Source organism: Deinococcus aestuarii (assembly GCF_018863415.1).
Classification (GTDB): Bacteria; Deinococcota; Deinococci; order Deinococcales; family Deinococcaceae; genus Deinococcus; species Deinococcus aestuarii.
On the sequence record NZ_JAHKSN010000022.1, the window covers coordinates 26,369 to 45,883 of the forward strand.

19 protein-coding genes are annotated in these 19,515 nt (G+C 71.6%); 12 read left to right on the forward strand and 7 right to left on the reverse strand.

Annotated elements, in window-relative coordinates:
- Window positions 1–93: 93 nt before the first annotated feature.
- From IC605_RS19675 to IC605_RS19685, 3 genes are all read left to right on the forward strand, one after another.
- Window positions 94–999 carry an MBL fold metallo-hydrolase gene (locus tag IC605_RS19675; protein WP_216328158.1) on the forward strand — a complete coding sequence of 302 codons (906 nt, stop codon included), beginning with the start codon at window positions 94–96 and terminating at the stop codon, window positions 997–999.
- Between the two features lie 53 nt (window positions 1,000–1,052).
- Window positions 1,053–1,712 carry a Dps family protein gene (locus IC605_RS19680; RefSeq protein ID WP_216328159.1) on the forward strand — a complete coding sequence of 220 codons (660 nt, stop codon included), beginning with the start codon at window positions 1,053–1,055 and terminating at the stop codon, window positions 1,710–1,712.
- A 61-nt stretch (window positions 1,713–1,773) separates the two neighbouring features.
- On the forward strand, window positions 1,774–2,268 hold the full coding sequence (locus IC605_RS19685; RefSeq protein ID WP_216328160.1) for a DUF4385 domain-containing protein: 495 nt from the start codon (window positions 1,774–1,776) through the stop codon (window positions 2,266–2,268).
- A gap of 60 nt (window positions 2,269–2,328) precedes the next feature.
- Here the strand turns inward: IC605_RS19685 and mobA are convergent, their stop codons facing one another.
- Window positions 2,329–2,985: a molybdenum cofactor guanylyltransferase gene (mobA, locus tag IC605_RS19690; RefSeq protein WP_216328162.1), complete on the reverse strand. Its 657-nt coding sequence runs from the start codon at window positions 2,983–2,985 to the stop codon at window positions 2,329–2,331.
- The gene (locus IC605_RS19695) at window positions 2,982–4,409 is read right to left on the reverse strand and encodes an aldehyde dehydrogenase family protein (RefSeq protein WP_216328164.1); all 1,428 of its coding nucleotides are present in this window, start codon (window positions 4,407–4,409) and stop codon (window positions 2,982–2,984) included. Before IC605_RS19695 ends, mobA begins: the two co-directional genes overlap by 4 nt.
- 129 nt (window positions 4,410–4,538) lie before the next feature.
- On the opposite strand from IC605_RS19695, the gene IC605_RS19700 reads away from it, so the two are divergent.
- Window positions 4,539–5,012, forward strand: a complete 474-nt coding sequence (locus tag IC605_RS19700; protein WP_216328167.1) for a multidrug DMT transporter — start codon at window positions 4,539–4,541, stop codon at window positions 5,010–5,012.
- A 531-nt stretch (window positions 5,013–5,543) separates the two neighbouring features.
- Here the strand turns inward: IC605_RS19700 and IC605_RS19705 are convergent.
- A complete protein-coding gene (locus tag IC605_RS19705) occupies window positions 5,544–6,290 on the reverse strand; it encodes a GNAT family N-acetyltransferase (protein WP_216328169.1) in 747 nt (248 codons plus the stop codon).
- A gap of 97 nt (window positions 6,291–6,387) precedes the next feature.
- Here IC605_RS19705 and IC605_RS19710 point away from each other — a divergent pair, with 97 nt between their 5' ends.
- Complete coding sequence (locus IC605_RS19710; RefSeq protein ID WP_216328171.1) at window positions 6,388–8,811, forward strand: glutamine--tRNA ligase/YqeY domain fusion protein; 2,424 nt, start codon at window positions 6,388–6,390, stop codon at window positions 8,809–8,811.
- Window positions 8,812–8,942: 131 nt separating this feature from the next.
- Complete coding sequence (locus IC605_RS19715) at window positions 8,943–9,524, forward strand: hypothetical protein (protein ID WP_216328172.1); 582 nt, start codon at window positions 8,943–8,945, stop codon at window positions 9,522–9,524.
- A gap of 71 nt (window positions 9,525–9,595) precedes the next feature.
- Here IC605_RS19715 and IC605_RS19720 read toward each other — a convergent pair whose 3' ends face one another.
- The gene (locus IC605_RS19720) at window positions 9,596–10,102 is read right to left on the reverse strand and encodes a hypothetical protein (RefSeq protein ID WP_216328174.1); all 507 of its coding nucleotides are present in this window, start codon (window positions 10,100–10,102) and stop codon (window positions 9,596–9,598) included.
- Between the two features lie 37 nt (window positions 10,103–10,139).
- The gene (locus tag IC605_RS19725; RefSeq protein ID WP_216328177.1) at window positions 10,140–11,540 is read right to left on the reverse strand and encodes a tetratricopeptide repeat protein; all 1,401 of its coding nucleotides are present in this window, start codon (window positions 11,538–11,540) and stop codon (window positions 10,140–10,142) included.
- Between the two features lie 426 nt (window positions 11,541–11,966).
- Here IC605_RS19725 and ftsH point away from each other — a divergent pair, with 426 nt between their 5' ends.
- Entirely contained in the window at window positions 11,967–13,826 is a 1,860-nt protein-coding gene (gene ftsH / locus IC605_RS19730) for an ATP-dependent zinc metalloprotease FtsH (RefSeq protein WP_216328179.1), read from the forward strand.
- 62 nt (window positions 13,827–13,888) lie between these two features.
- Here the strand turns inward: ftsH and IC605_RS19735 are convergent, their stop codons facing one another.
- Both IC605_RS19735 and IC605_RS19740 read right to left on the reverse strand, forming a co-directional pair.
- On the reverse strand, window positions 13,889–14,407 hold the full coding sequence (locus IC605_RS19735) for a DinB family protein (RefSeq protein WP_216328181.1): 519 nt from the start codon (window positions 14,405–14,407) through the stop codon (window positions 13,889–13,891).
- Window positions 14,408–14,415: 8 nt separating this feature from the next.
- Window positions 14,416–14,937: a DinB family protein gene (locus tag IC605_RS19740; protein ID WP_216328184.1), complete on the reverse strand. Its 522-nt coding sequence runs from the start codon at window positions 14,935–14,937 to the stop codon at window positions 14,416–14,418.
- A gap of 152 nt (window positions 14,938–15,089) precedes the next feature.
- Between IC605_RS19740 and IC605_RS19745 the strand changes: the two genes are divergently transcribed.
- The 5 genes from IC605_RS19745 to IC605_RS19765 all read left to right on the forward strand — a co-directional run bounded on the left by IC605_RS19745 (window position 15,090) and on the right by IC605_RS19765 (window position 19,443).
- Window positions 15,090–15,620, forward strand: coding sequence for a (4Fe-4S)-binding protein (locus IC605_RS19745; protein WP_216328185.1), 531 nt, complete (start codon window positions 15,090–15,092; stop codon window positions 15,618–15,620).
- A gap of 24 nt (window positions 15,621–15,644) precedes the next feature.
- Window positions 15,645–16,952, forward strand: a complete 1,308-nt coding sequence (locus tag IC605_RS19750; RefSeq protein WP_216328187.1) for a thymidine phosphorylase — start codon at window positions 15,645–15,647, stop codon at window positions 16,950–16,952.
- Between the two features lie 94 nt (window positions 16,953–17,046).
- Complete coding sequence (locus IC605_RS19755; RefSeq protein ID WP_216328190.1) at window positions 17,047–17,511, forward strand: LapA family protein; 465 nt, start codon at window positions 17,047–17,049, stop codon at window positions 17,509–17,511.
- Window positions 17,512–17,641: 130 nt separating this feature from the next.
- The gene (gene accD, locus IC605_RS19760) at window positions 17,642–18,496 is read left to right on the forward strand and encodes an acetyl-CoA carboxylase, carboxyltransferase subunit beta (protein WP_216328192.1); all 855 of its coding nucleotides are present in this window, start codon (window positions 17,642–17,644) and stop codon (window positions 18,494–18,496) included.
- A complete protein-coding gene (locus IC605_RS19765; RefSeq protein ID WP_216328194.1) occupies window positions 18,493–19,443 on the forward strand; it encodes an acetyl-CoA carboxylase carboxyltransferase subunit alpha in 951 nt (316 codons plus the stop codon). The genes accD and IC605_RS19765 overlap by 4 nt, the downstream gene beginning before the upstream one ends.
- Window positions 19,444–19,515: the final 72 nt, after the last annotated feature.

Sequence of the window (19,515 nt, forward strand, 5' to 3'; positions counted from 1 at the left end):
TGGCCGACCTGCCATAGGAAGGTCGCCCGAGCCGACTTCCGACGCGAGGGGGGTGGCGGCCCGCTTGTCCCCTCTCCCCTTACCCTGTTCTCCATGCCCCCTGCGCTCGAATGCCTCGCTCCCGGCGTTCACTTTCTGCCCGGGGCGGTGAACAGCGTCGTCCTCGAAGACCGCCGGGGCGGCGCTCTGCTGGTGGACACCGGCCTCGACGAGTCGCACGCGCGCCGGCTGCTCAGGGCGCTGGGCGAAGCGGGCCTCACGCCCACCGGCATCCTGAACACCCACAGCCACGCCGACCACCACGGGGGCAACGCGGGCCTGCTGAAACGCTTCCCGGACCTCAAGGTCTTCGCCCCGCCGCTGGAAGAGGCGATCATCACGCACCCGGTCCTCGAACCCCTCTCCCTCTTCGGCGCCCGGCCCCCGCGCGACCTCCAGACGAAGTTCCTCCTCGCGCCGCCGAGTCCCGCGCGGCTCGCCCCGGAGCCGGGCCTCGCGCGCATCGGCGGGGTGGACCTGGAGCTGATCGAGGTGGCGGGTCACGCCAGCATGATGTTCGCCGTGCGGGTGGGCGAGGTGCTCTACGCCGCCGACGCGCTGTTCGGCCCGGAGTCGCTGCAAAAGCACCCCCTGACCTTCTGCGCCGATTCCCGCTTGCAGAAGGAGGCCGCCGCGCGGCTGGGCGAGCTGGAGGGCGTGCGTGCCGTGCTGCCGGGGCACGGGGGGCCGACGGCGGACCTCGCCGGACTCGTGGCGGCCAACCTCGCCGCGTACGGGCGGACCACGGCGGCGGTGCTGGAGGCCGTGCGGGGGGGAGCCGCGCCCGTGGACGAGCTGCTCGCCCGGGTGTGTGACGTGCTGGGGGTCCACATGACGAACGCGGGGGCCGTGGTGCTCAACCGCGCCACCCTGAGCGCGCACCTCACCGAGCTGCTGGAGCGCGGCGAGGTGGCGATGGGGGTGGAGGGCAACCGGCTGCTGTTTTTCCCCGTCGGCTGAGCGTGAAGGAATGGCTTAGGAGGCGTGGGGGGGAGGGAGGGTAGGTTGGGCCCATGACCAGGAAGAGCACCTCGAAGCGGAGCACCAAGGCCGGGCAGGACCAGGACGTGCAGGCCGGGATGACCCAGCCACAGGCCGACGCAGGGCAGGATGGGGGCGCGCAGGGCGTCATGCCCGAGGGCGAGGCCAAGGCCGACGCCGCGCACCTGAACACGGTGAACAACCGGCTGGTGGACCACAGCTACCTCTCGGAGGAGGAGTTCGGCACCGTCTCCGAGACGTTGCAGCGCAACCTGGCGACCACGATCAGCCTGTACCTGAAGTTCAAGAAGTACCACTGGGACATCCGGGGCCGCTTCTTCCGCGACCTGCACCTCGCCTACGACGAGTTCATCGAGGAGATCTTCGGCGGCATCGACGAGCAGGCCGAGCGTCTCGTCGCGCTGGGGGGCAGTCCGGTCGCGGCGCCCGAGGACATTGCCCGCTTCAGCCTGATCCGGGTGCCCACCGAGACCGTGCGCGACGCCCGGACCCAGGTCGAGGACCTCGTGGCCGACCTCACCCGCGTCTCGCGCGGCTACCGCGACGACTCCAAGACGGTGGACGACGCCAACGACCCCGCCACCGCCGACCTCTACAACGGCTACGCGGCCACCACCGACAAGATCCGCTGGATGCTCCAGGCGATGATGGACGACGACCGCATGAACTGAGGGCCGGGCCGGGGGAGGCCACTGGGAATGCCCGGTGGCCTCTTTCCTGAGGAGGCGGGCGGTGGGAAAGAAATTCGACTACACCCTCAACTACGCCGAACTCGACCTGCGGGCGCACCCCGAACTCTACCGGGTGGGCGTGGGCGAGCAGGGCGTCTTGCTCGTGCAGCCGTACAAGTCGGAGATCCTGCCCCACTGGCGCTTCGCCACCCCCGACGCCGCGCGGGCGAGCAGCGAGACGATCTTTGCGATGTTCCTCGGCTATCTCGCCCGGGGCGACTTCGTGGGGGCCGACATGGCGCGCAAGTTCCTCCAGATGGGCTTTACCCGCTCGCGGCGCTACGCCAACCACAAGGGCGGCAAGAAGTACGACGGCCCCGTCCCCGACGACCAGAAGGGCCGCAGCGGGGCGCATGGCCGCGCCGAGTTGCCCCGCTCGCCCGAGGACCCCGTGAAGGCCGAGTCCGCCCGCATCTTCAAGGCGAAGTGGGACGAGGCGGAGGCGAACCCCGAGTACGCGCGGCTCAAAAAGGAGCACCGGGCGCGGTACGGGTGAGGGCGTGGGCCGTTGTGCCGCCCCACGCCCACGCCCGCATCGTTGGTCGTTGGCCGCCTATCACGCCTTCTTGCCCGCCTCACCGCCCGTGAGGCGGCTGTTTTGTTGCCCCCCCGGCCGTCCCTCTCCCAGCGCGGCGAGGTCGGTGGGTGTGTTCACGTTCCGCAGGGCACCCGGCGCGGCGGCCTCAACGACCTCGAAGGGGACGAGCACGCTGCTCCGCCCGTCCGGCGCGGCCCGCAACCGCCGTTCCCCCGCGCCGAGCCGCGCCGTGACGTGGGGCTGCCGGTCGGTGTGGTACAGCGCGGCGAGGGGCTGCGGGCGTCCTTCCTCGTCCAGGGCGAGGACGGCCTGGGCCCCCGGCGTGCGCGCGGCGGCGAGCGCGGCCCAGTAGGCGGGCGTGAGGCGGGGCATGTCCACCCCCGCGAAGGCGACCCAGCCCGCGCCCCGCTCGGCCCCGGCGGCGTGCAGGGCGGCCTCCAGCGCGGCCAGCGGACCCTCGCCGGGCCGGGTGTCGGGCACTCCCCTCCAGCCCGGCAACTCGTACCGCCCGGGCGGGGCGACGAGGAGCCGCAGCGGGCACCCCTCCAGGCTGGCGGCGACGTGGTGGAGGAGGGGACGGCCCTCCAGGAGCGCACGGGCCTTGTCGCTCCCGAAGCGGCTGGACCGCCCGCCCGCCGTAATGGCCCCCGTGAACTCAAAAGGCCCGTCCGTCACCGTTCGAGTTTGCGCAGCGCCCAGGCGACGAGGCGCGGCGCGGGGCGGCCGTAGGGCGGGTACATGAAGCGCACCGGGCTGGCCGGGGGCTCGCGCAGCACCGCCCGCTCGTGGCTGAAGGTGCGGAAGCCGTACTCGCCGTGGTACCGCCCGCTCCCGCTCGCGCCCACCCCGCCGAAGGGCAGGTAGGGACTGCTCAGGTGGATGACCGTCCCGTTCACGACCAGCCCGCCGCTCGTCGTCTCGCGGGTGATGCGCTCCACCGCCGCCTTGTCCCGCGCGAAGGCATACAGCGCGAGCGGCGGGTCGAGGCGGCGCACCAGGGCCAGCGCCTGGTCGAGGGTGCGGTAGGTCAGCACGGGCAGCACCGGGCCGAAGAGTTCCTCGCGCATCAGGGGCATCCCCGGCGTCACGTCCGCGACCACGGTGGGGGAGACGAAGCGCGCCGCCGGGTCGAACTCGCCGCCCAGCACCACCCGCGCCCCCGCCGCCACGCTCTCTTGGGTCAGGCGCTCCAGCCGCTCCACGCTCCGCCCGTCCACCATCCGCCCGTAATCCGGCCCGGCGCGCAGCCACGCCCGGTCCCCGAAGCGGCGGGCGATCACCGCGTCCACCCTCAACACGAAGGCGTCGCGCAGCTCCTCCGGCACGAGCACGTAGTCGGGCGCCACGCAGGTCTGCCCGGCGTTCAGGAATTTGCCCCACGCGATCCTTTCGGCGGCAAGCCCCAGGTCCGCGCTCACGTCGAGGATCGCCGGGCTCTTGCCGCCCAGTTCCAGCGTCACGCCCGTCAGGTTCGGCGCGGCAGCGGCGAGCACCTTCCTCCCGACCTCCCCGCTCCCCGTGAAGAAGATGTGGTCGAAGGGGAGGGCGGTCAGCGCCCCGGCCACCTCCGCGTCCCCCTCCACCACGGCGACGAGGCGCGGCTCGAAGACCTCCTCCAGCAGGAGGCGCAGGGCGCGGGCGGTCGCGGGCGCCTTCTCGCTGGGCTTGAGGATCACCGTATTTCCCGCCGCGAGGCTCGCCACCAGCGGCACGAGCGCGAGGTTGACCGGGTAGTTCCACGGGCTGAGGATCAGGGTCACGCCGCGCGCCTCGAACCGCACCTCGCTGCGCGACCCCACCAGGCGGGAGGGCGTGGGCACCCGCCGGGACCGCATCCAGCTCGGCAGGTGGTGGATGGCGTGGCTCAGCTCCTCCACGACCGGGTGAAGCTCGGTGATCTCCGCCTCCGCCCGGCTCTTGCCGAGGTCGCGGGCGAGCGCGGCGGCGAGGTCGGCCCGCCTGGCCTGAAGGGCCGAACGCAACCGCCGCAGCAGGGCTTGTCGCTCGGCGGCCCCCGTCTGCGCGGCCTGCCAGCGGTGGGCACGTTGCGTCTCGAAGAGGGTCTGGAGGTCGGCGGGCGAGGGGGCGGTGGGTGTCATGAAACCTCCCGGCAGGACGAGGGGCGGCGGGTCGACTTGAACCGAGTCTAGGCCTCCGCGTCCCCGGCGTCTGCGACCATTAAGCCGAATTGGACTTGACAATTCTGCCCGAAACAGAACAATGCGGGTATGGAGAATCTGCTGAAGAAGGCTGGCGCGATGCTGGCGCACCTGGAGCTGTTCAACCACATGCTGCACCTGCGGGGGCTCCTTCAGCTCGCGGCGCATATGGAGGAGCGCGGCGACCGGGTGACCCTGATCTCGCCGGGGGCGATCACGCTCGTCGGGGGTGACATGACGACCGACCCCAGCGTCACCACGAGCAAGGGGGCGACCGTCGAGGCGGGCACGGCGTACAGCGTGCTGCGGACCCTCAAGGGGCACGACGCGCCGGAGTACGCCGTCACGCGCGAGGAACTCAAGGCGCTGAACGCGCGGGCGGTCGCGGATCTGGAGGCGGGCGACGCCATGCGGGCGTTCGGGGAGACGCTGGCGCGGATCGGGGTGCCGGGTGGGGCGGGGGCGGACACGGCGCCGGAGCGGCCCACGCGGGGTCGTCGTGCCGCCGAGGGGGAGACGGCGCCGGAGCAGCCTGCGGCGTAGGGGAGTTCGGTTTTGGCGCGCATCTCGCCTCAGCGGGCGGGGTGCGTGTTTTCTTGGGGCCGGGTGTCTTGCCACGGTTGGCCCCCACCCCCCAGCCCCCTCCCCCCAGAGGGGGCAGGGGGAGCGGCGCTGCGCTGGGCAAGGGCACACGGACGGCGTGGGTGGTCGCTTTCTTCTGAACGCAAGGTGTGATCTTGTCGCGTCCCATTCGCTCGCCCACCGTCTCGCTGCGCGAGCCGACGTGGCCGTGGGCCTGGGGCGTCCATTTGCGGCCACTCAGCGAGCGTCTAGGTTGTCGTTTTGAAAAGAGCAAAAGCCCTGGCTCTTTTCACCCCTCCCCCCTTGTGGGGGAGGCTGGGAGGGGGGTGACGAGCGAAGCTCGTCCCTGTGCCCCGCGCTGAAAACCCTCGCCTTGACCAATCTGCACTTCACATCAAGCGTCCTGAGGAGGAGTGCGCACCGCGCGAAGCCGGGCGGGGTGAACCGAACCGTCCCCCAGCGCCCCTCGACCCCCAATGCAACCTCCCCCGTTCAACCTTCCGTCCGTCCCCGCCAGTAGTGCGGCGTCTCTGTGGCGGGCAGGAGGGGGAGGGTGGCGGGGTTGCCCGCCCGCTCGGCGAGGGCGGCGGCCTCGCGGGCGGCCCTGTCCCTGCCCAGCCAGCCGTCCCAGTAGGCGCGGAGGGTCCCGGTGACCAGCTCGGTCGGCACGGTATCGCCGCCGTCCAGGGGGTCGTAGATCAGGTCGAGGTCGGTCAGCGGGCCGCCGCCCTTGCCTCCCACGGGTTGCCAGTAGGGCGCGTCCACCGTGCGGTAACCCAGGGCGTGCAGGGCGCGGCGGCGGGCGAGGGGGTCGGTGCCGACCTGCGCCTCGGCCTCTCGGTCCCCGGGGTCCTGGCGAGCGGCGTACACGCTGTCGGCGAAGAGGCCCGCCAGGCCGTGGGCGCGCACATCTTCCAGCCTCGCCCCGTGGAGGGCGTGGCTGATGCCCCGGCCCCGCGCCTCCCTCGCCACGGCCACGAAGGAGCTGAAACCCGCCTCCGGCAGCAGGTGATACACCGTGCCGCCCAGCACCCGGCCTGAGGCGTCCTCGGCGACCAGGATGCGGTTCCGGCGCCCGCCCCGGCCCGCGACGAGGTGGGGGAAGGCGCCGGGCGGGATCAGCATGTCGGGGGCGTAGTAGCTCGCCTCCTGGATGCGCCCGAAGGCGTCCAGCGCCGGGTCATGCGGGTCGGTGACGTGGCGGACGGTCACGGGGGCAGGGTTCGTGGCGTGGGTCATGCCCGGCAACGTAACTCCGGGGCGCGGGCGCAACCGTGACGGTTCATCGTGGCGCTCCCGTCATGGGGCACGGGGGCCGGGCGGTATCCTGACCCCAATGACCGGGCCTGACGACGCGACCAACGGCGAGGACACGGCGGCGAGCAGCGCTCCCCGTGTCGCTCCCAATTTCATCACCGAGATCATCGAGCGCGACCTAGAATCGGGCAAGTACCCGCAGGTCGTCACCCGCTTTCCGCCCGAGCCCAACGGCTACTTGCACCTGGGGCACACCTTCGCGTCCTTCCTCGACTTCCAGACCGCCGTGCAGTACGGGGGCCGCTACCACCTGCGCCTGGACGACACCAACCCCGAGGGCGAGAGCATGGAGTTCGCCCAGGGAATTCAGGACGACCTCGCCTGGCTGGGGTGGGACTGGGGCCCGTACCTCTACTACGCCTCCGACAACTTCGAGCGGTATTACGCCTTCGCCGAGCGCCTGATCGAGCTGGGCAAGGCGTACGTGGACTCCGTGAGCGGCGAGGAGATGGCGAGGTTGCGCGGCAGCGCGACCGAGGCGGGCACGCCGAGCCCCTACCGCGACCGCTCCGTGGAGGAGAACCTGGGGCTCTTCCGGCGGATGCGCGCGGGAGACTTTCCCGACGGCGCCCACGTCCTGCGCGCGAAGATCGACCTCGCCTCCCCCAACATGAAGTTGCGCGACCCGGTGCTCTACCGCATCCTGCGCGGGCACCACTACCGCACCGGGGACGAGTGGTGCATCTACCCGATGTACGACTTCCAGCATCCCCTCCAGGACGCGCTGGAGGGCGTGACCCACTCGATGTGCTCGCTGGAGTTCGTGGACAACCGCGCGATCTACGACTGGCTGATGGAGACGCTGGGTTTCTCGCCGCGCCCCCACCAGTACGAGTTCGGGCGCCGCAGCCTGGAGTACACCATCACCAGCAAGCGCAAGCTCCGGCGGCTGGTGCAGGAGGGGCACGTCACCGGCTGGGACGATCCCCGGATGCCTACCCTGCGCGCCCAGCGGCGGCTCGGCGTGACCCCGGAGGCGGTCCGCGCCTTCGCGGCCCAGATCGGGGTCAGCCGCACCAACCGCACCGTGGATATCGCCGTCTACGAGAACGCCGTACGCGACGACCTCAACCACCGGGCGCCGCGCGTCATGGCCGTGACCGACCCCGTGCGCGTGGTGCTGGGAAACATCCCGCCGGGGGAGACGCGCCCCCTCGCCCTCCCGTACTGGCCGCACGACGTGATCCGCGACTCCCCGGACGGCCTCGTCGCCCTGCCGGGCGGCGAACGCGTTCCCCCCGAGCGGGCCGTGCGGGACGTGCCCCTCACCCGCGAGGTCTACATCGAGCGCGAGGACTTCAACCCCGAGCCGCCAAAGGGCTACAAGCGCCTGACCGTGGGCGGCACGGTGCGGCTGCGCGGGGCCGGGATCATCCGGGCGGACTCCTTCGAGACGGACGACGCCGGGGGGGTCACGACCATCCGGGCGACCCTGCTGGGCGAGGAGGCGAAGGCGGCGGGCGTCATCCACTGGGTCAGCGCCGAGCACGCCCTCCCCGCCGAGTTCCGGCTGTACGACCGCCTCTTCCGGGTGCCCCATCCCGAGGGAGAAAATCCCGACGACATCGCCCCCGACTTCGACCCCGAGCGGATGAGCCACGAGAACGAGGCCGCGCCGCTGGACGCCGGGTTCCTGCGCTTCCTCAACCCCCACAGCCTGCGGGTGACGCGCGGCTACGTCGAGCCCAGCGTGGCGGAGGACCCGCCGGACACCCGCTACCAGTTCGAGCGGCAGGGCTACTTCTGGCGCGATCCGGTGGACAGCCGGGAAGCCGCGCTCGTCTTCGGGCGGATCATCACGCTCAAGGACACCTGGGGCCGGGAGCAGAAGGCGGAAGGCAGCAGGCAGAAGGTCGAGAAGCAGGCGCCGAAGGCCGAGGTCCCCCAGCCCACCCCCCACGCCCCGCAGCCCCTCACCCCCGAGCAGGAGGCCGAGGTCGCCCGCCTGACCGCCGGGGGCGTCGCAGAGGCCGACGCGCGGACGCTGGCACGGGACCCCGTGCTGGGGGCCTTCTACGCGGGGGCGAACGCGGGCGAACACGCCGCCCAGGTGGCCGCCTGGACCGTCAACGACCTCGCCCCCGCCCTGCGCTCGGGGGAGGCCCGCCTCCAGGCCGCCGACCTCCCCGCGCTCGCCGCGCTGCTCGCCGGGGGGCAGATCAGCACCCGCATCGCCCGGGACGTGCTCGCCCGCGCCGCCGAGTCGGACGAGGCCCCCGCCGCCCTCGTGGAGCGCGAGGGCCTGCGGGTGGTCACCGACACGGGCGCCATCGAGGCCGCGATCCGGGACGTGTTGAGCGCCAACCCCGACAAGGTGGAGGCGTACCGGGGCGGCAAGACCGGCCTGATGGGCTTTTTCACCGGTCAGGTCATGCGCGCGACGGGGGGGAAGGCCGACCCGAAGGTGGTCGCGCAGGTGCTGACGGACCGGCTGAACGGCTGAGGGTCTCCGCGGCGCCGAGTGTCGGGGGCAGGGGCGGGGGGTCAGGTCACAGGGCCAACCCCTTCCGAGCCGCAACCCGGATTGGTGCTTCTCTCATCTGGGAGCGTCGGCCCAACCTCAGACTGCGGCTCATGAAACATCTCCTTTTCCCGACGGCGGCCCAGGCCGACGCCTTCGTGCAGGAACTCCAGTCCCGGGGCGTCATCCAGCCCGAGATGGGGCAGACCTCGCTCAACCGCCGTGAGGAGATGGGTGGCGGCATGACCAACACGGGCGGCCTGTCCACGACGACCACCACGACCACGGTGAGTGACGGCAGCGCGCCTCCCTACGTGGAGGGCGGCGTGGCCGAGGAGGCCGGGGACGGCGCGATCAAGGGCACGGGGGTGGGCGCGGCGGTCGGCACGGTCGCGGGCGCCATCGCCACGGTGGCGACGGGCGGCCTCGCGGCGGTCCCGGTGATCCTGGGCATGGCCGCCCTCGGCTCGGGCGTCGGAGCGGGTGTGGGCGCCATCGGCGGCGCGGCGGGCTCGGAAGAGGCGGTGGACACGACGCGCGGCGGCTACCAGAGCAGCTACGACATCAGTGGCGAGCAGCACGACCGCCTGAGCAGCGGCATGTCCTCGGGTGGCCGGGCCATCGCCGTGGACGACTCGGTTCCCGCTGACGTCGTGTCGGAGGTGGCCGCGCGGCACGGCGGACAGTTCGTCTGAGCCGTTCAGCCACAGGGGAAGGGGAGGCCGGGCTTCACACCCGGCCTCCCCTTCCTCATCTGAGCTGGCTGCTAGGAGGCCGGGGTGGCGACGGAACTGTCTTCCAGCAGCGCCGCGTAGGTCAGGGCGGCGACCAGGGCCATCAGCAGGGATGAACCGGAGCCGCTGAGCCTCACGTCCTTGCCGAGGAGGCGGCCGCCCAGCCGTCCGGTCACGCCGCTCTCCGTCACGGTCAGCGCCACGTCGAAGCCACCCACGGAGCCACCGCAACGTCCTGCAATGCCGGGGCCGCTGGCGGTCAGGGTCAGGTCCATCCCCAGCGTCCCGCCGCCGATGCGCCCGGTCAGGGTGTGTGACCCCAGCGTGACCTTCACGTCCTTTCCAACTCGCCTGCCGCCCAGCCGCCCGGTCACCCGACCACCTTCCACCCGCAGCGTGAGGTCACGGTCGAGCGAGCGTCCCCCCAGGCGACCCGTCAGCCTCCGCCCGTCGCCCCCCAGCCTCACGTCGTACCCGTAGGTCGGACCGCCGACCCGGCCCTCGATGCTCGGGGGGCGCTCGTCCGGAGAAGGGGTCATGCTCCCGGTAAGCGCGGGGCGGGGCCGGAGTTGCGGCCTAGTTCAGCATCCGCCCGCCGTTTTGGCCCATCAGGGCGGCCGCTTTGTTGAGGTGGTCTTGCAGGGTGCCGTGCCAGTCGTCGCTTTCGGGCGTGTGCTCCAGCGCCTGCTGGGCGTGGGCGTAGGCGGCGGCGGGGTCCTTGAAGCCCTGCTGGGCCATCACGTCGGCGGCCATCTGGTGCCCGGTGATCCAGTCGCGGCTGTCGGGCGCCGCCTCGCGCACCACCCGCTCGTAGTGCTCCAGCGCGTCGTCGAGGTGGTAGTAGTCGAGCGCCACGCTGCCCAGCACCAGGCTCGCGGGCACCACCGCCCCCTGCGCCAGCGCCTGCTCGGCGGTCTGCTGCGCCTCCTGGAGTCTCCCCAGCCGGTAGTCGCACTCGGCGAGGTCGGCGAGCACCTCCGGCTGGTAGGGGTAGTCGGGGTCGGCGAGCACCGCCTCCAGCCGCTCGCGCGCCTCCACGGGCCGGTCGAGGTCGAGCAGCGCGACCCCGAGCTCGTGCAGGGCGTAGGGGCGGTCGGCCTCGGTGGCGGCCGTCAGCGCGGTCTCGAAGTGGGCCAGCGCCTTCTCGTGCTGCCCGAGGTGGGTCATCACCTGCCCCCACACCAGGGCCACCCCGTAGCTGGGGTCGCCGTGCTCGCGCTCCAGGCGGTCGGCCTCGCGGATCGCCTCCAGCGCCGCCTCGGGTTTGCCGAGGGCGAGGAGGGCCTGGGCGCTCAGGTAATGCCAGGTGGCAAGGTTCAGGCCCTCCTCGGGGTCGCGGCCGGTGTAAAGGGGGCGGGCCTGTTCGAGGGCCGCATTGGCCTCCGCCGCCTGCCCGAGTTGCAGCAGGGTCGCCGCGCCCTCCTGAAGCATGATCGCGCGGTTGAGGCCCTGGGCGTGGTGCGCCGCCTCCGCGTACAGGTGCGCGGCCTCCTGAAGGTGCCCGAGCTGTTCCTCGCAGTCGGCCTGCCAGCTCCTGAGCCGCCAGCGCAGGTGGGGTGGCAGCTCGGAGAGCGGCAGGTGAACCCCCTGCGCCTCGGCGGGCCGCTCGGCCAGGGCCAGCGCACTCAGGGCGTGGAAGCGGGTCAGGGGGTCGGCGGCCTCGCGCACGGGCGCCGTGGGCAGGGTGGCGTCCGGGCCCCGCGAGCGGGCGTCGAGTTCGGCGCTCAGGGCGAGGTAGAGGGCATCGCCGCGCAGGGCGGGGTCGAGGGTGCGCGCCTCCCGCAGCGCCGCGCCGACCTCGGCGGTGGCGGCGTCGCCGTACAGGGCGTGGACGCTGGCGAGGTACAGGGCGATGCGGGCTCGCTCGGGTTTGCGGGCCTCACTCATGGCGCTTTCGAGCACGTCGAAGGCCGTCTCGTAGTCGCCCCCCGCAAGCGCCGCGCAGGCCTGCTGCCAGGTGGTGGGCACGTCGATCATCACCCCTCAGGATAGCGCGGGGGAGGCGGAGGGTCTGCCCTCGCCGCGCGAAGAGGTCGAAAGAGCGCGCGTCTCCCCTGCGGCCGAACGATGCGCCGGGTTGACCTGCGGGCTGCCTGCCTCTCCCTCTGTTGCCCCCGCTCGTCTTCGCGCTGCCCGGACCGCGGCGGACGGCAGGCCGGGTCGAGTCGGAAGAACGACGGGGGCGAGGGTTGGCCCGGACCACGGGGAGGAGCCGCGTCGTCCCGCTCCCTTCGCCGTTCCAGTGCAGCTCGGTGCGCACCCGCCGACGCCTCCCCGACAGCGTTTGGGGACGCTAAAGCTTAGGTGTGACGGCGGCTACGCACACGCATCTTGAGTCTGGTACACTCAACTTCAGCGGGGCGGGACTCGCCCCAACGTTTTTCCTTTTCCGGAGGACTCCTCTTGAGGCGACTCAATCCCTGGCTGATCGTCCTGTTCGTGCTGGCGCTCTTTTTGATGTTTTCCCAGGCGCCGATGAGCGGACGGTCGAGCGTCAATTACAACGTGTTCAAGGACCTGCTCGAACAGGGCCGGGTCGAGCGGGTCGTCGTGCGCGACAACGTGGCTCAGGTGCAGCTTACCGAGCCGACGAGCGTGCCGGTGGCGGGCTCGGCCACCCCGCGCGAGGTCGGAAGCTTCTCGGTCCGGCTGCCCAGCAACCAGGCCACGCCCGACGCCGGGCTGATCAACCAGCTTGAGGCGCGCGGTGTGGACTACCGCTTCGATGCGCCCAGCCAGTGGTTCGGCCTGCTGATCAACTTCCTGCCGATCATCCTGATGTTCGGGCTGCTGTACTTCTTCTTCATGCGCGCCCAGGGCGGCCAGAACGGCGTGATGCAGTTCGGCCAGTCCCGCGCCAAGAAGTACGGCAAGGAAAACCGCGTCCAGACCAAGTTCACCGACGTGGCCGGGCACGAGGAGGCCAAGCGCGAACTCATCGAGGTCGTGGACTTCCTGAAGAATCCCGGCAAGTACCACCAGATCGGCGCCGAGATCCCCAAGGGCGTGCTGCTCGTGGGCCCTCCCGGCACCGGTAAGACGCTGCTCGCGCGGGCCATCGCGGGTGAGGCGGACGTGCCCTTTTTCTCGGTCTCGGCCTCCGAGTTCATGGAGATGTTCGTGGGCGTCGGCGCGAGCCGCGTGCGCACCCTCTTCGAGGACGCCCGCAAGAGTGCCCCGGCGATCATGTTCATCGACGAGATCGACTCCATCGGGCGCAAGCGCGGCGCTGGGATCGGCGGCGGCCACGACGAGCGCGAGCAGACGCTCAACCAGATCCTCTCCGAGATGGACGGCTTCGACAAGACGAGCAGCGTGATCGTGCTCGGCGCGACGAACCGCCCCGACGTGCTCGACCCGGCGCTCTTGAGGCCCGGCCGCTTCGACCGTCAGGTGACCATCGACCTCCCGAACCTCAAGGAGCGCGAGGCGATCCTCAAGGTGCACCTGCGCAACAAGCCGATGGCTCCCGGCGTCGACGTGCCGGAGGTCGCCAAGAGCACGCCGTACTTCTCGGGTGCCGACCTCAAGAACGTGACGAACGAGGCCGCGCTGGAGGCCGCCCGCCTCGGCAAGACGCAGATCGACATGAGCGACTTCTACCGGGCGCTCGACAAGATCACGCTGGGGCTGGAGAACTCTTCTCTCACGATCAGCCCCGAGGAGAAAAAGGCCATCGCCTACCACGAGGCGGGGCATGCGGTGACCGCCGCCGTGATCCCCGGCAGCGACAAGCTCCAGAAGGTCTCGATCATCCCGCGCGGCCGCGCGCTCGGCGCCGCCTTCTACCTGCCGGAAGAGCAGGTGCTGATGAGCAAGGAGCGGCTGGAAAACCAGCTCGTGGTCGCGCTGGGGGGCCGCGCTGCCGAGGAAGTGTTCATGGGCTCGGTCACGAGCGGCGCCGCCGACGACTTCCGCAAGGCGACGAACATCGCCCGCAAGATGGTGCTGGAGTGGGGCATGGGCGAGAACTTCAAGAACATGGCCCTGACGACCGACTCCGGCCCGGTGTTCCTCGGCGAGGACATGGCGAAGCCCAAGGCCTTTTCCGAGCACACCTCGCAGCTCGTGGACGAGGATGTCAAGCGCATCCTGCACCGCGCCTACGACCGCGCCCGCTCGCTGGTGACCGAGTACTCGGGAGCGATGCACGAGGTCGCCGACGCGCTGCTCTCGCAGGAACTCATCACGGGTGACGTGGTGCGCGACGCGGTGGGCCGTGTGGGCCGCAGCCCCCAGCCCATGCCGCAGACGACGGCGTAAGTAAGACCCAGAGAATGAAGCCCCCGCCGAAATGCGGGGGTTTTCGCTGTGTCCCGGTGTGGTCAGGGTTTCCAAAGATTCGGCAGGTAGAACACCAAGTCGAGCGAGGGCGGTTTGATGCCCTGCGTGCGCAGGAGTGCGGCGATCTGTGCGGTGTGCCGGACCTCGTGCAGCATGACGTGCCACAGCAGGCCGTCCAGCCTGAAGTGCTCCTCGGGTGCGTCTTCCACGATGCGCTCCAGATCGGCCTCCGCGAGCGTGGCGAGGTAGGCCAGGGTGCTCCCCTCCACCGCCCGCCAGTAGTCCAGCAGCTCTGCTAGAGGAAACCTAGCGAAGACGGGGCCCGGCCCGGCGTCTCTCAGGGCAGGAAAAGCGTCCTCCACGGGCGTGTCTCGCAGGATGGTGAAATGAATCCAGCCGTCCTCCACGCCCGCCGTGTGGGCCACCAGATCCTTGATGCAGTGGAAGCGTTCACCGTCCAGCAGCGGGCGCGACAGCACCTCGTCCGGCAAGCCCTCCAGCGTGGCCCACAGGTCCCGGCGGGCACGAACGAGGTAAGCGTAGGTCTCGGGGATATTCATTCGCCCTCCTATTCCCGCCAGATGGCCCAGTGCTCGTCGAGCGCCTCCATCTGCTCGGCGGTGCGCCCGCCCACGCGCAGCAGGGCCATGATCTGCCCCCGGTGGTGCGAGTCGTGGACGATGGTGTGCTGGAGGAAGTGGGCGGGGTTCGACCGATACGCGCCCTCGTTCCAGGGGTCGGCGAAGGGCTCACCCGACGCCAGGTGTGCCCGCACTGCCTCCAGGGCGGCCTCATCCCCCGCATCGAAGGCCGCCGCCAGCTCGGCCGGGGGACTGTTCTGCCAGCGCCACAGCGGGTCACCGTCGGCATCCTTCTGCGTGTGGTCGAGCAGCGGGTCCGCGTGTTCACGGGACAGGTTCCACAGCCAGCCGACGCGAAAGGCCGCCATGTGCCGCAGGTGCCGCTCGACCGTCCAGCCGCCCCGGCCGTCGCTCAGGTCGAACTCGGCGGGCGTCAGGGCGCTCAGCAGCATCCCATTGACACGCCCATTGCGGCGGAAGGATTCGAGCAGCAGAGTCAGTTCGTTCATGGCGACCTCTGGGGGTGGGGGGACGTACTGAAGTCGGCGGGCGTGAGGATGCCGGGCGGAGGGGTGACCGGAGGGTGGGTCATCGGGGTCTCTGGGCCCAGCGTAAACGCGATAGCCGTCAGGACCTGGCGTGTTGGGGCGTAGACTGCACCATGACGCAGCCTACCCCCAGCGGCGAGGAGCTCCTGCGCGGCAAGGCCTACACCGGAGACGGGGTGACCGTCTATTACGACGCGCCCCGCTGCGTCCACGTCGCCAACTGCGTGCGGGGGCTGCCCGGGGTGTTCCGCCCCCGTGAGCGCCCCTGGATTCAGCTCTGGAACGAGGGCGACGCGGAGCGGGTGGCCGCGGTCGTCCGCACCTGCCCGACGGGGGCACTGCACTACGCGCTTGAGAATGGCCCGCCCGAGGCTCCCGACCGACCCACGACGATCACACCCGTGCGCGACGGCCCCCTCGCCATTCGCGGCGCCCTCGTGATCCAGACTCCGGCAGGCGAGGTGCGCGAGGTCCGGGCCGCCCTGTGTCGCTGCGGCGCGAGCGAGAACAAGCCCTTTTGTAACGGCGCCCACGTGAAGATCGGCTGGAAGAGTGGGGGCGCGACCACCCCCGAGCAGCGCGGCGACGACCGGCACGGGGAGGGGCAGCGGGCGGACGGGGCCCGGGAGTCACAGGAACAATAGGGGCGGCACGGCCTAGACTGCCCCATGACCTCCTCCTTCAACGTCCCCGACCTGATCCGCAAGAAGCGCGACGGTGAGGCGCACACCCGCGCCGAACTCGAACACCTCGTGCTGGGCTACACGCGCGGCGAGGTGCCCGACTATCAGGTTAGCGCGTGGCTGATGGCCGTGTACCTGCGCGGCATGACCCCGCAGGAGACCGCCGACCTGACGCTGGTGATGGCCGCCTCGGGCGACGAGCTGGACCTTGCCGGGCTGCCCCGCACCGTGGACAAGCACTCGACGGGCGGCGTGGGCGACAAGACCAGCCTGATCCTGACGCCGATGCTCGCCGCGCTCGGCCTGACCGTCGCCAAGATGAGCGGGCGGGGACTCGCGCACACGGGCGGCACCATCGACAAGCTCGAAAGCTTCCCCGGCTGGACGCCCGAACTCCCCGAGGACCGCTTCATCGAGCAGGCCCGCGAGATCGGCCTCGCCCTCGTCGGGCAGTCCAGGGACCTCGCGCCCGCCGACGGCAAGCTCTACGCCCTGCGCGACGTGACGGCCACCGTGGACTGCCTGCCGCTGATCGCCAGTTCCATCATGAGCAAGAAACTCGCCTCGGGGGCGCACACGGTCGTCCTTGACGTGAAGGTGGGCGCCGGGGCCTTCATGCGGACGCTGGACGACGGGCGGGCCCTGGCGCAGGCGATGGTGGACATCGGCACGCGGGCCGGACGGCAGGTGCGGGCGGTGCTCACCGACATGGACGCGCCCCTGGGCCGCATGGCCGGGAACAGCCTGGAGGTGCAGGAAGCCCTCGCCACCCTGCGCGGCGAGGGACCGGGGGACCTGACCGAACTGTGCGTCGCCCTCGCGGTGGAGGCGCTGGCCGCCTACGGGGAGGACGAGGGGCAGGCGGAGGCCCGCGCCAGAGCAACCCTGCAAGACGGCTCGGCCCTGGAGAAGTTCCGCGCCTTCATCGCCGCCCAGGGCGGGGACGCGGCGCTGGTGGACGACCCGGACCGGCTCGACGTGGCCCCCGGACGGGCCGAGGTGACGGCGCCCTCCTCCGGCTTCGTGGCGGGGATCGACGCCCTCGCGGTGGGCCGGGCGGTCCTCGCCCTCGGCGGCGGGCGCGAGCGCAAGGGCGAGGCCATCGACCACGGGGTCGGGGTGGAGCTGCTGAAAAAGCCCGGCGAGGCGGTGGGGGCAGGGGAAGCCGTGCTGCGGCTCTACCACAGAGGGGGGCGGGGGCTGGAGACGGCGCGGGCTCTGCTGACGGCGGGCCTGAGCGTGTCGGAAACGGCGCCCGAGGCCCAGCCGCTGATCCTCGACCGGGTGAACTGAGCCGGGCGTCCCCTGCCGCCGTCAGGCTGCTCCGTAAACGTTCCCCGAATTCCTGCCCGCGTCTGCTGTCCCGGGGGGGTGTTACCCTCGCATCATGCGGACCATCGTGCTCGTCGTGATCGTCGTGCTGGCGGTGATCTTCGCGATTCTCAACCGCAACGCGCTGCTCTTTCCCCACACCCTCAGCCTGGGCTTCGTGACCTACCGCGAGGTGCCGCTGGGGCTGATCCTGCTGCTGACCGGGCTGGTGCTGGCCCTGATCTTCTACTTCTGGGCGGGCGTCTCGCGGCTGCGGGCGCAGGCGGACAGCGCGCGGCTGCTCCGCGACATGGAGGCCCTGCGCAACAGCCTCGATCATCAGGAGGGGAGCCGCTTCGCCCAGCTCCAGGGCTACCTCGACCAGCGCTTTCAGGCCCTGGGATCGGGGGGTGCGGCGGACCAGGGCGAGACGGTGGGGCAGCAGCTCGCGGCGACGAACGCGCGCCTCGACGCCCTGGAACGCAACCTGAACGTGCAGCTCGCGCAGATCGACGACTACCTCAAACGCAGGCTGCGCTGAGGCCCGGCGGCCCAAGGTCTTGGCCCCGCCCTCGTCGGCGAGTGTCGGCGCCCTTACACCCGGTTCATTGCGAAGGAGGCGGTCCCTCTAGAATGGCCCGCAGGAGCAGTGCGACCCGAAGGAGTTGAGAATGGCGCTCGACCGTTTTTTCCGCAGACGCCGCCCGCAGCCGCAGGCGGGCAGCGACGTGCCGGACCTGTGGACCCAGTGCCCTGCTTGCAAGGAGGGCGTGTACAACCGTGACCTGGAGGCGGGCCGCTTCGTCTGCCCCCGGTGCGGGCATCACCTGCGAATCGACGCGGGCAAGCGGGTGGAGGTCTTGCTCGACCCCGGCACGTTCCATCAGCTCTCGGGCCGCGTGCGTCCGACCGATCCCCTCCAGTTCGAGGACACCGAGCCCTACGCGCTGCGCCTCGCCCGCGCCCAGGCGAAGACGGGCCGCCCCGACGCGATCCTGACGGGCACGGGCACGGTGGAGGGCGTCCCCGTCACCCTCGCCGTGATGGACTTCGCCTTCAGCGGGGGCAGCATGGGCAGCGTGGTGGGCGAGGAGATCTCGCGCGCCGCCGAACACGCCGCCTCGCACGGCACGCCGTTCGTCCTCGTCGCGGCGAGCGGCGGGGCCCGGATGCAGGAGAGTGCCCTGTCGCTGATGCAGATGGCGAAGACGACCGTGGCGCTCGAAGGCCTCTCGGCGCGCGGCCTGCCGTACGTCAGCCTGCTCACCGACCCGACGACGGGCGGCGTGACGGCGAGCTTCGCCACCGTGGCCGACGTGATCCTGGCCGAGCCGGGGGCCCTCATCGGCTTCGCGGGGCCGCGCGTGATCCAGCAGACGATCCGCCAGAACCTCCCCGAGGGCTTCCAGCGCGCCGAGTTCCTGATGGAGCACGGCATGATCGACGACGTGGTGGACCGCCGCGAACACCGCGCGTACCTCGCCCGGCTGCTCGGCGTGCTGCTGCGCCGCGAGGTGGGCGCGTGAGCCCCGCCTCCCCCGACGCCGTGCGCGAGCTTGAGGCCCGCGTCCATGACCTGGAGGACACCGCCCGCCGCACCGGGCAGAACCTCGACGCGGCGATCACGCCCCTGCGCGCCGAGGTCGAGCGCCTGCGGGCCGCCCACCGGGAGCCGGTCACCCGCTGGGAGCGGGTGGGGCTCGCCCGCGCCCCGGGCCGCCCGACCGCCCTCGACTACGCCGAGCGGCTGTGCAGCGACTTCACCGAGCTGCACGGCGACCGCGCCTTCGGGGACGACCTCGCCCTGATCGGCGGCCCCGCGCGCTGGCAGGGCACGCCCGTCATGCTGCTGATGCAGCAAAAGGGGCGCGACACCAAGGGCAAGATCAAGCGCCGCTTCGGCATGAGCAACCCGGAGGGCTACCGCAAGGCGATGCGGCTGATGGACCTCGCCGACCGCTTCGGGCTGCCCGTCGTCTCCCTGATCGACACGCCCGGCGCCTACCCCGGCATCGAGGCCGAGGAGCGCGGGCAGGCCTGGGCCATCGCCGAGAGCATCCAACGTATGGTGCGCCTCTCGGTGCCCGCCGTCTGCGCCGTGATCGGCGAGGGGGGCAGCGGCGGCGCGCTCGCGGTGGGGGTGGGCAACCGGGTCCTGATTCAGGAGAACGCCTGGTACAGCGTGATCAGCCCCGAGTCGTGCGCGGCGATCCTCTGGCGCGACGCGGCCCAGGCCCCCAAGGCCGCGGAGGCGCTCAAGCTCACCGCCCCCGACCTGCTGGAACTGGGCATCGTCGAGGAGATCGTCCCCGAGCCCCCCGGCGGCGCCCACCTCGACCCGGACGCCGCCGCGCGGGCGCTGGGCGAGGCCGTGGGCCGTCACCTCGCCGAGCTGGGCGGCCTCAGCGAGGCGGAGTTGAAGGCGCAGCGGGCCGAGCGTTTCCGGTCGCTGGGAGCGTTCACGGAGGGCTGAGCGGGGCGGAGGCGGGGACGGGTCACCTGGGGAGGACGGGTGGCCCGTTCTCTTCCACCCGAACAGCGCGAC

Bases quoted from the DNA above. Each gene is read 5' to 3' on its own strand.
- IC605_RS19675 (WP_216328158.1), top strand. From the start codon at position 94: ATGCCCCCTGCGCTCGAATGCCTCGCTCCCGGCGTTCACTTTCTGCCC.
- IC605_RS19680 (WP_216328159.1), top strand. From the start codon at position 1,053: ATGACCAGGAAGAGCACCTCGAAGCGGAGCACCAAGGCCGGGCAGGAC.
- IC605_RS19695 (WP_216328164.1), bottom strand. From the start codon at position 4,409: ATGACACCCACCGCCCCCTCGCCCGCCGACCTCCAGACCCTCTTCGAG.
- IC605_RS19700 (WP_216328167.1), top strand. From the start codon at position 4,539: ATGGAGAATCTGCTGAAGAAGGCTGGCGCGATGCTGGCGCACCTGGAG.
- IC605_RS19705 (WP_216328169.1), bottom strand. From the start codon at position 6,290: ATGACCCACGCCACGAACCCTGCCCCCGTGACCGTCCGCCACGTCACC.
- IC605_RS19710 (WP_216328171.1), top strand. From the start codon at position 6,388: ATGACCGGGCCTGACGACGCGACCAACGGCGAGGACACGGCGGCGAGC.
- IC605_RS19715 (WP_216328172.1), top strand. From the start codon at position 8,943: ATGAAACATCTCCTTTTCCCGACGGCGGCCCAGGCCGACGCCTTCGTG.
- IC605_RS19720 (WP_216328174.1), bottom strand. From the start codon at position 10,102: ATGACCCCTTCTCCGGACGAGCGCCCCCCGAGCATCGAGGGCCGGGTC.
- IC605_RS19725 (WP_216328177.1), bottom strand. From the start codon at position 11,540: ATGATCGACGTGCCCACCACCTGGCAGCAGGCCTGCGCGGCGCTTGCG.
- IC605_RS19735 (WP_216328181.1), bottom strand. From the start codon at position 14,407: ATGAATATCCCCGAGACCTACGCTTACCTCGTTCGTGCCCGCCGGGAC.
- IC605_RS19740 (WP_216328184.1), bottom strand. From the start codon at position 14,937: ATGAACGAACTGACTCTGCTGCTCGAATCCTTCCGCCGCAATGGGCGT.
- IC605_RS19745 (WP_216328185.1), top strand. From the start codon at position 15,090: ATGACGCAGCCTACCCCCAGCGGCGAGGAGCTCCTGCGCGGCAAGGCC.
- IC605_RS19750 (WP_216328187.1), top strand. From the start codon at position 15,645: ATGACCTCCTCCTTCAACGTCCCCGACCTGATCCGCAAGAAGCGCGAC.
- IC605_RS19755 (WP_216328190.1), top strand. From the start codon at position 17,047: ATGCGGACCATCGTGCTCGTCGTGATCGTCGTGCTGGCGGTGATCTTC.
- accD (WP_216328192.1), top strand. From the start codon at position 17,642: ATGGCGCTCGACCGTTTTTTCCGCAGACGCCGCCCGCAGCCGCAGGCG.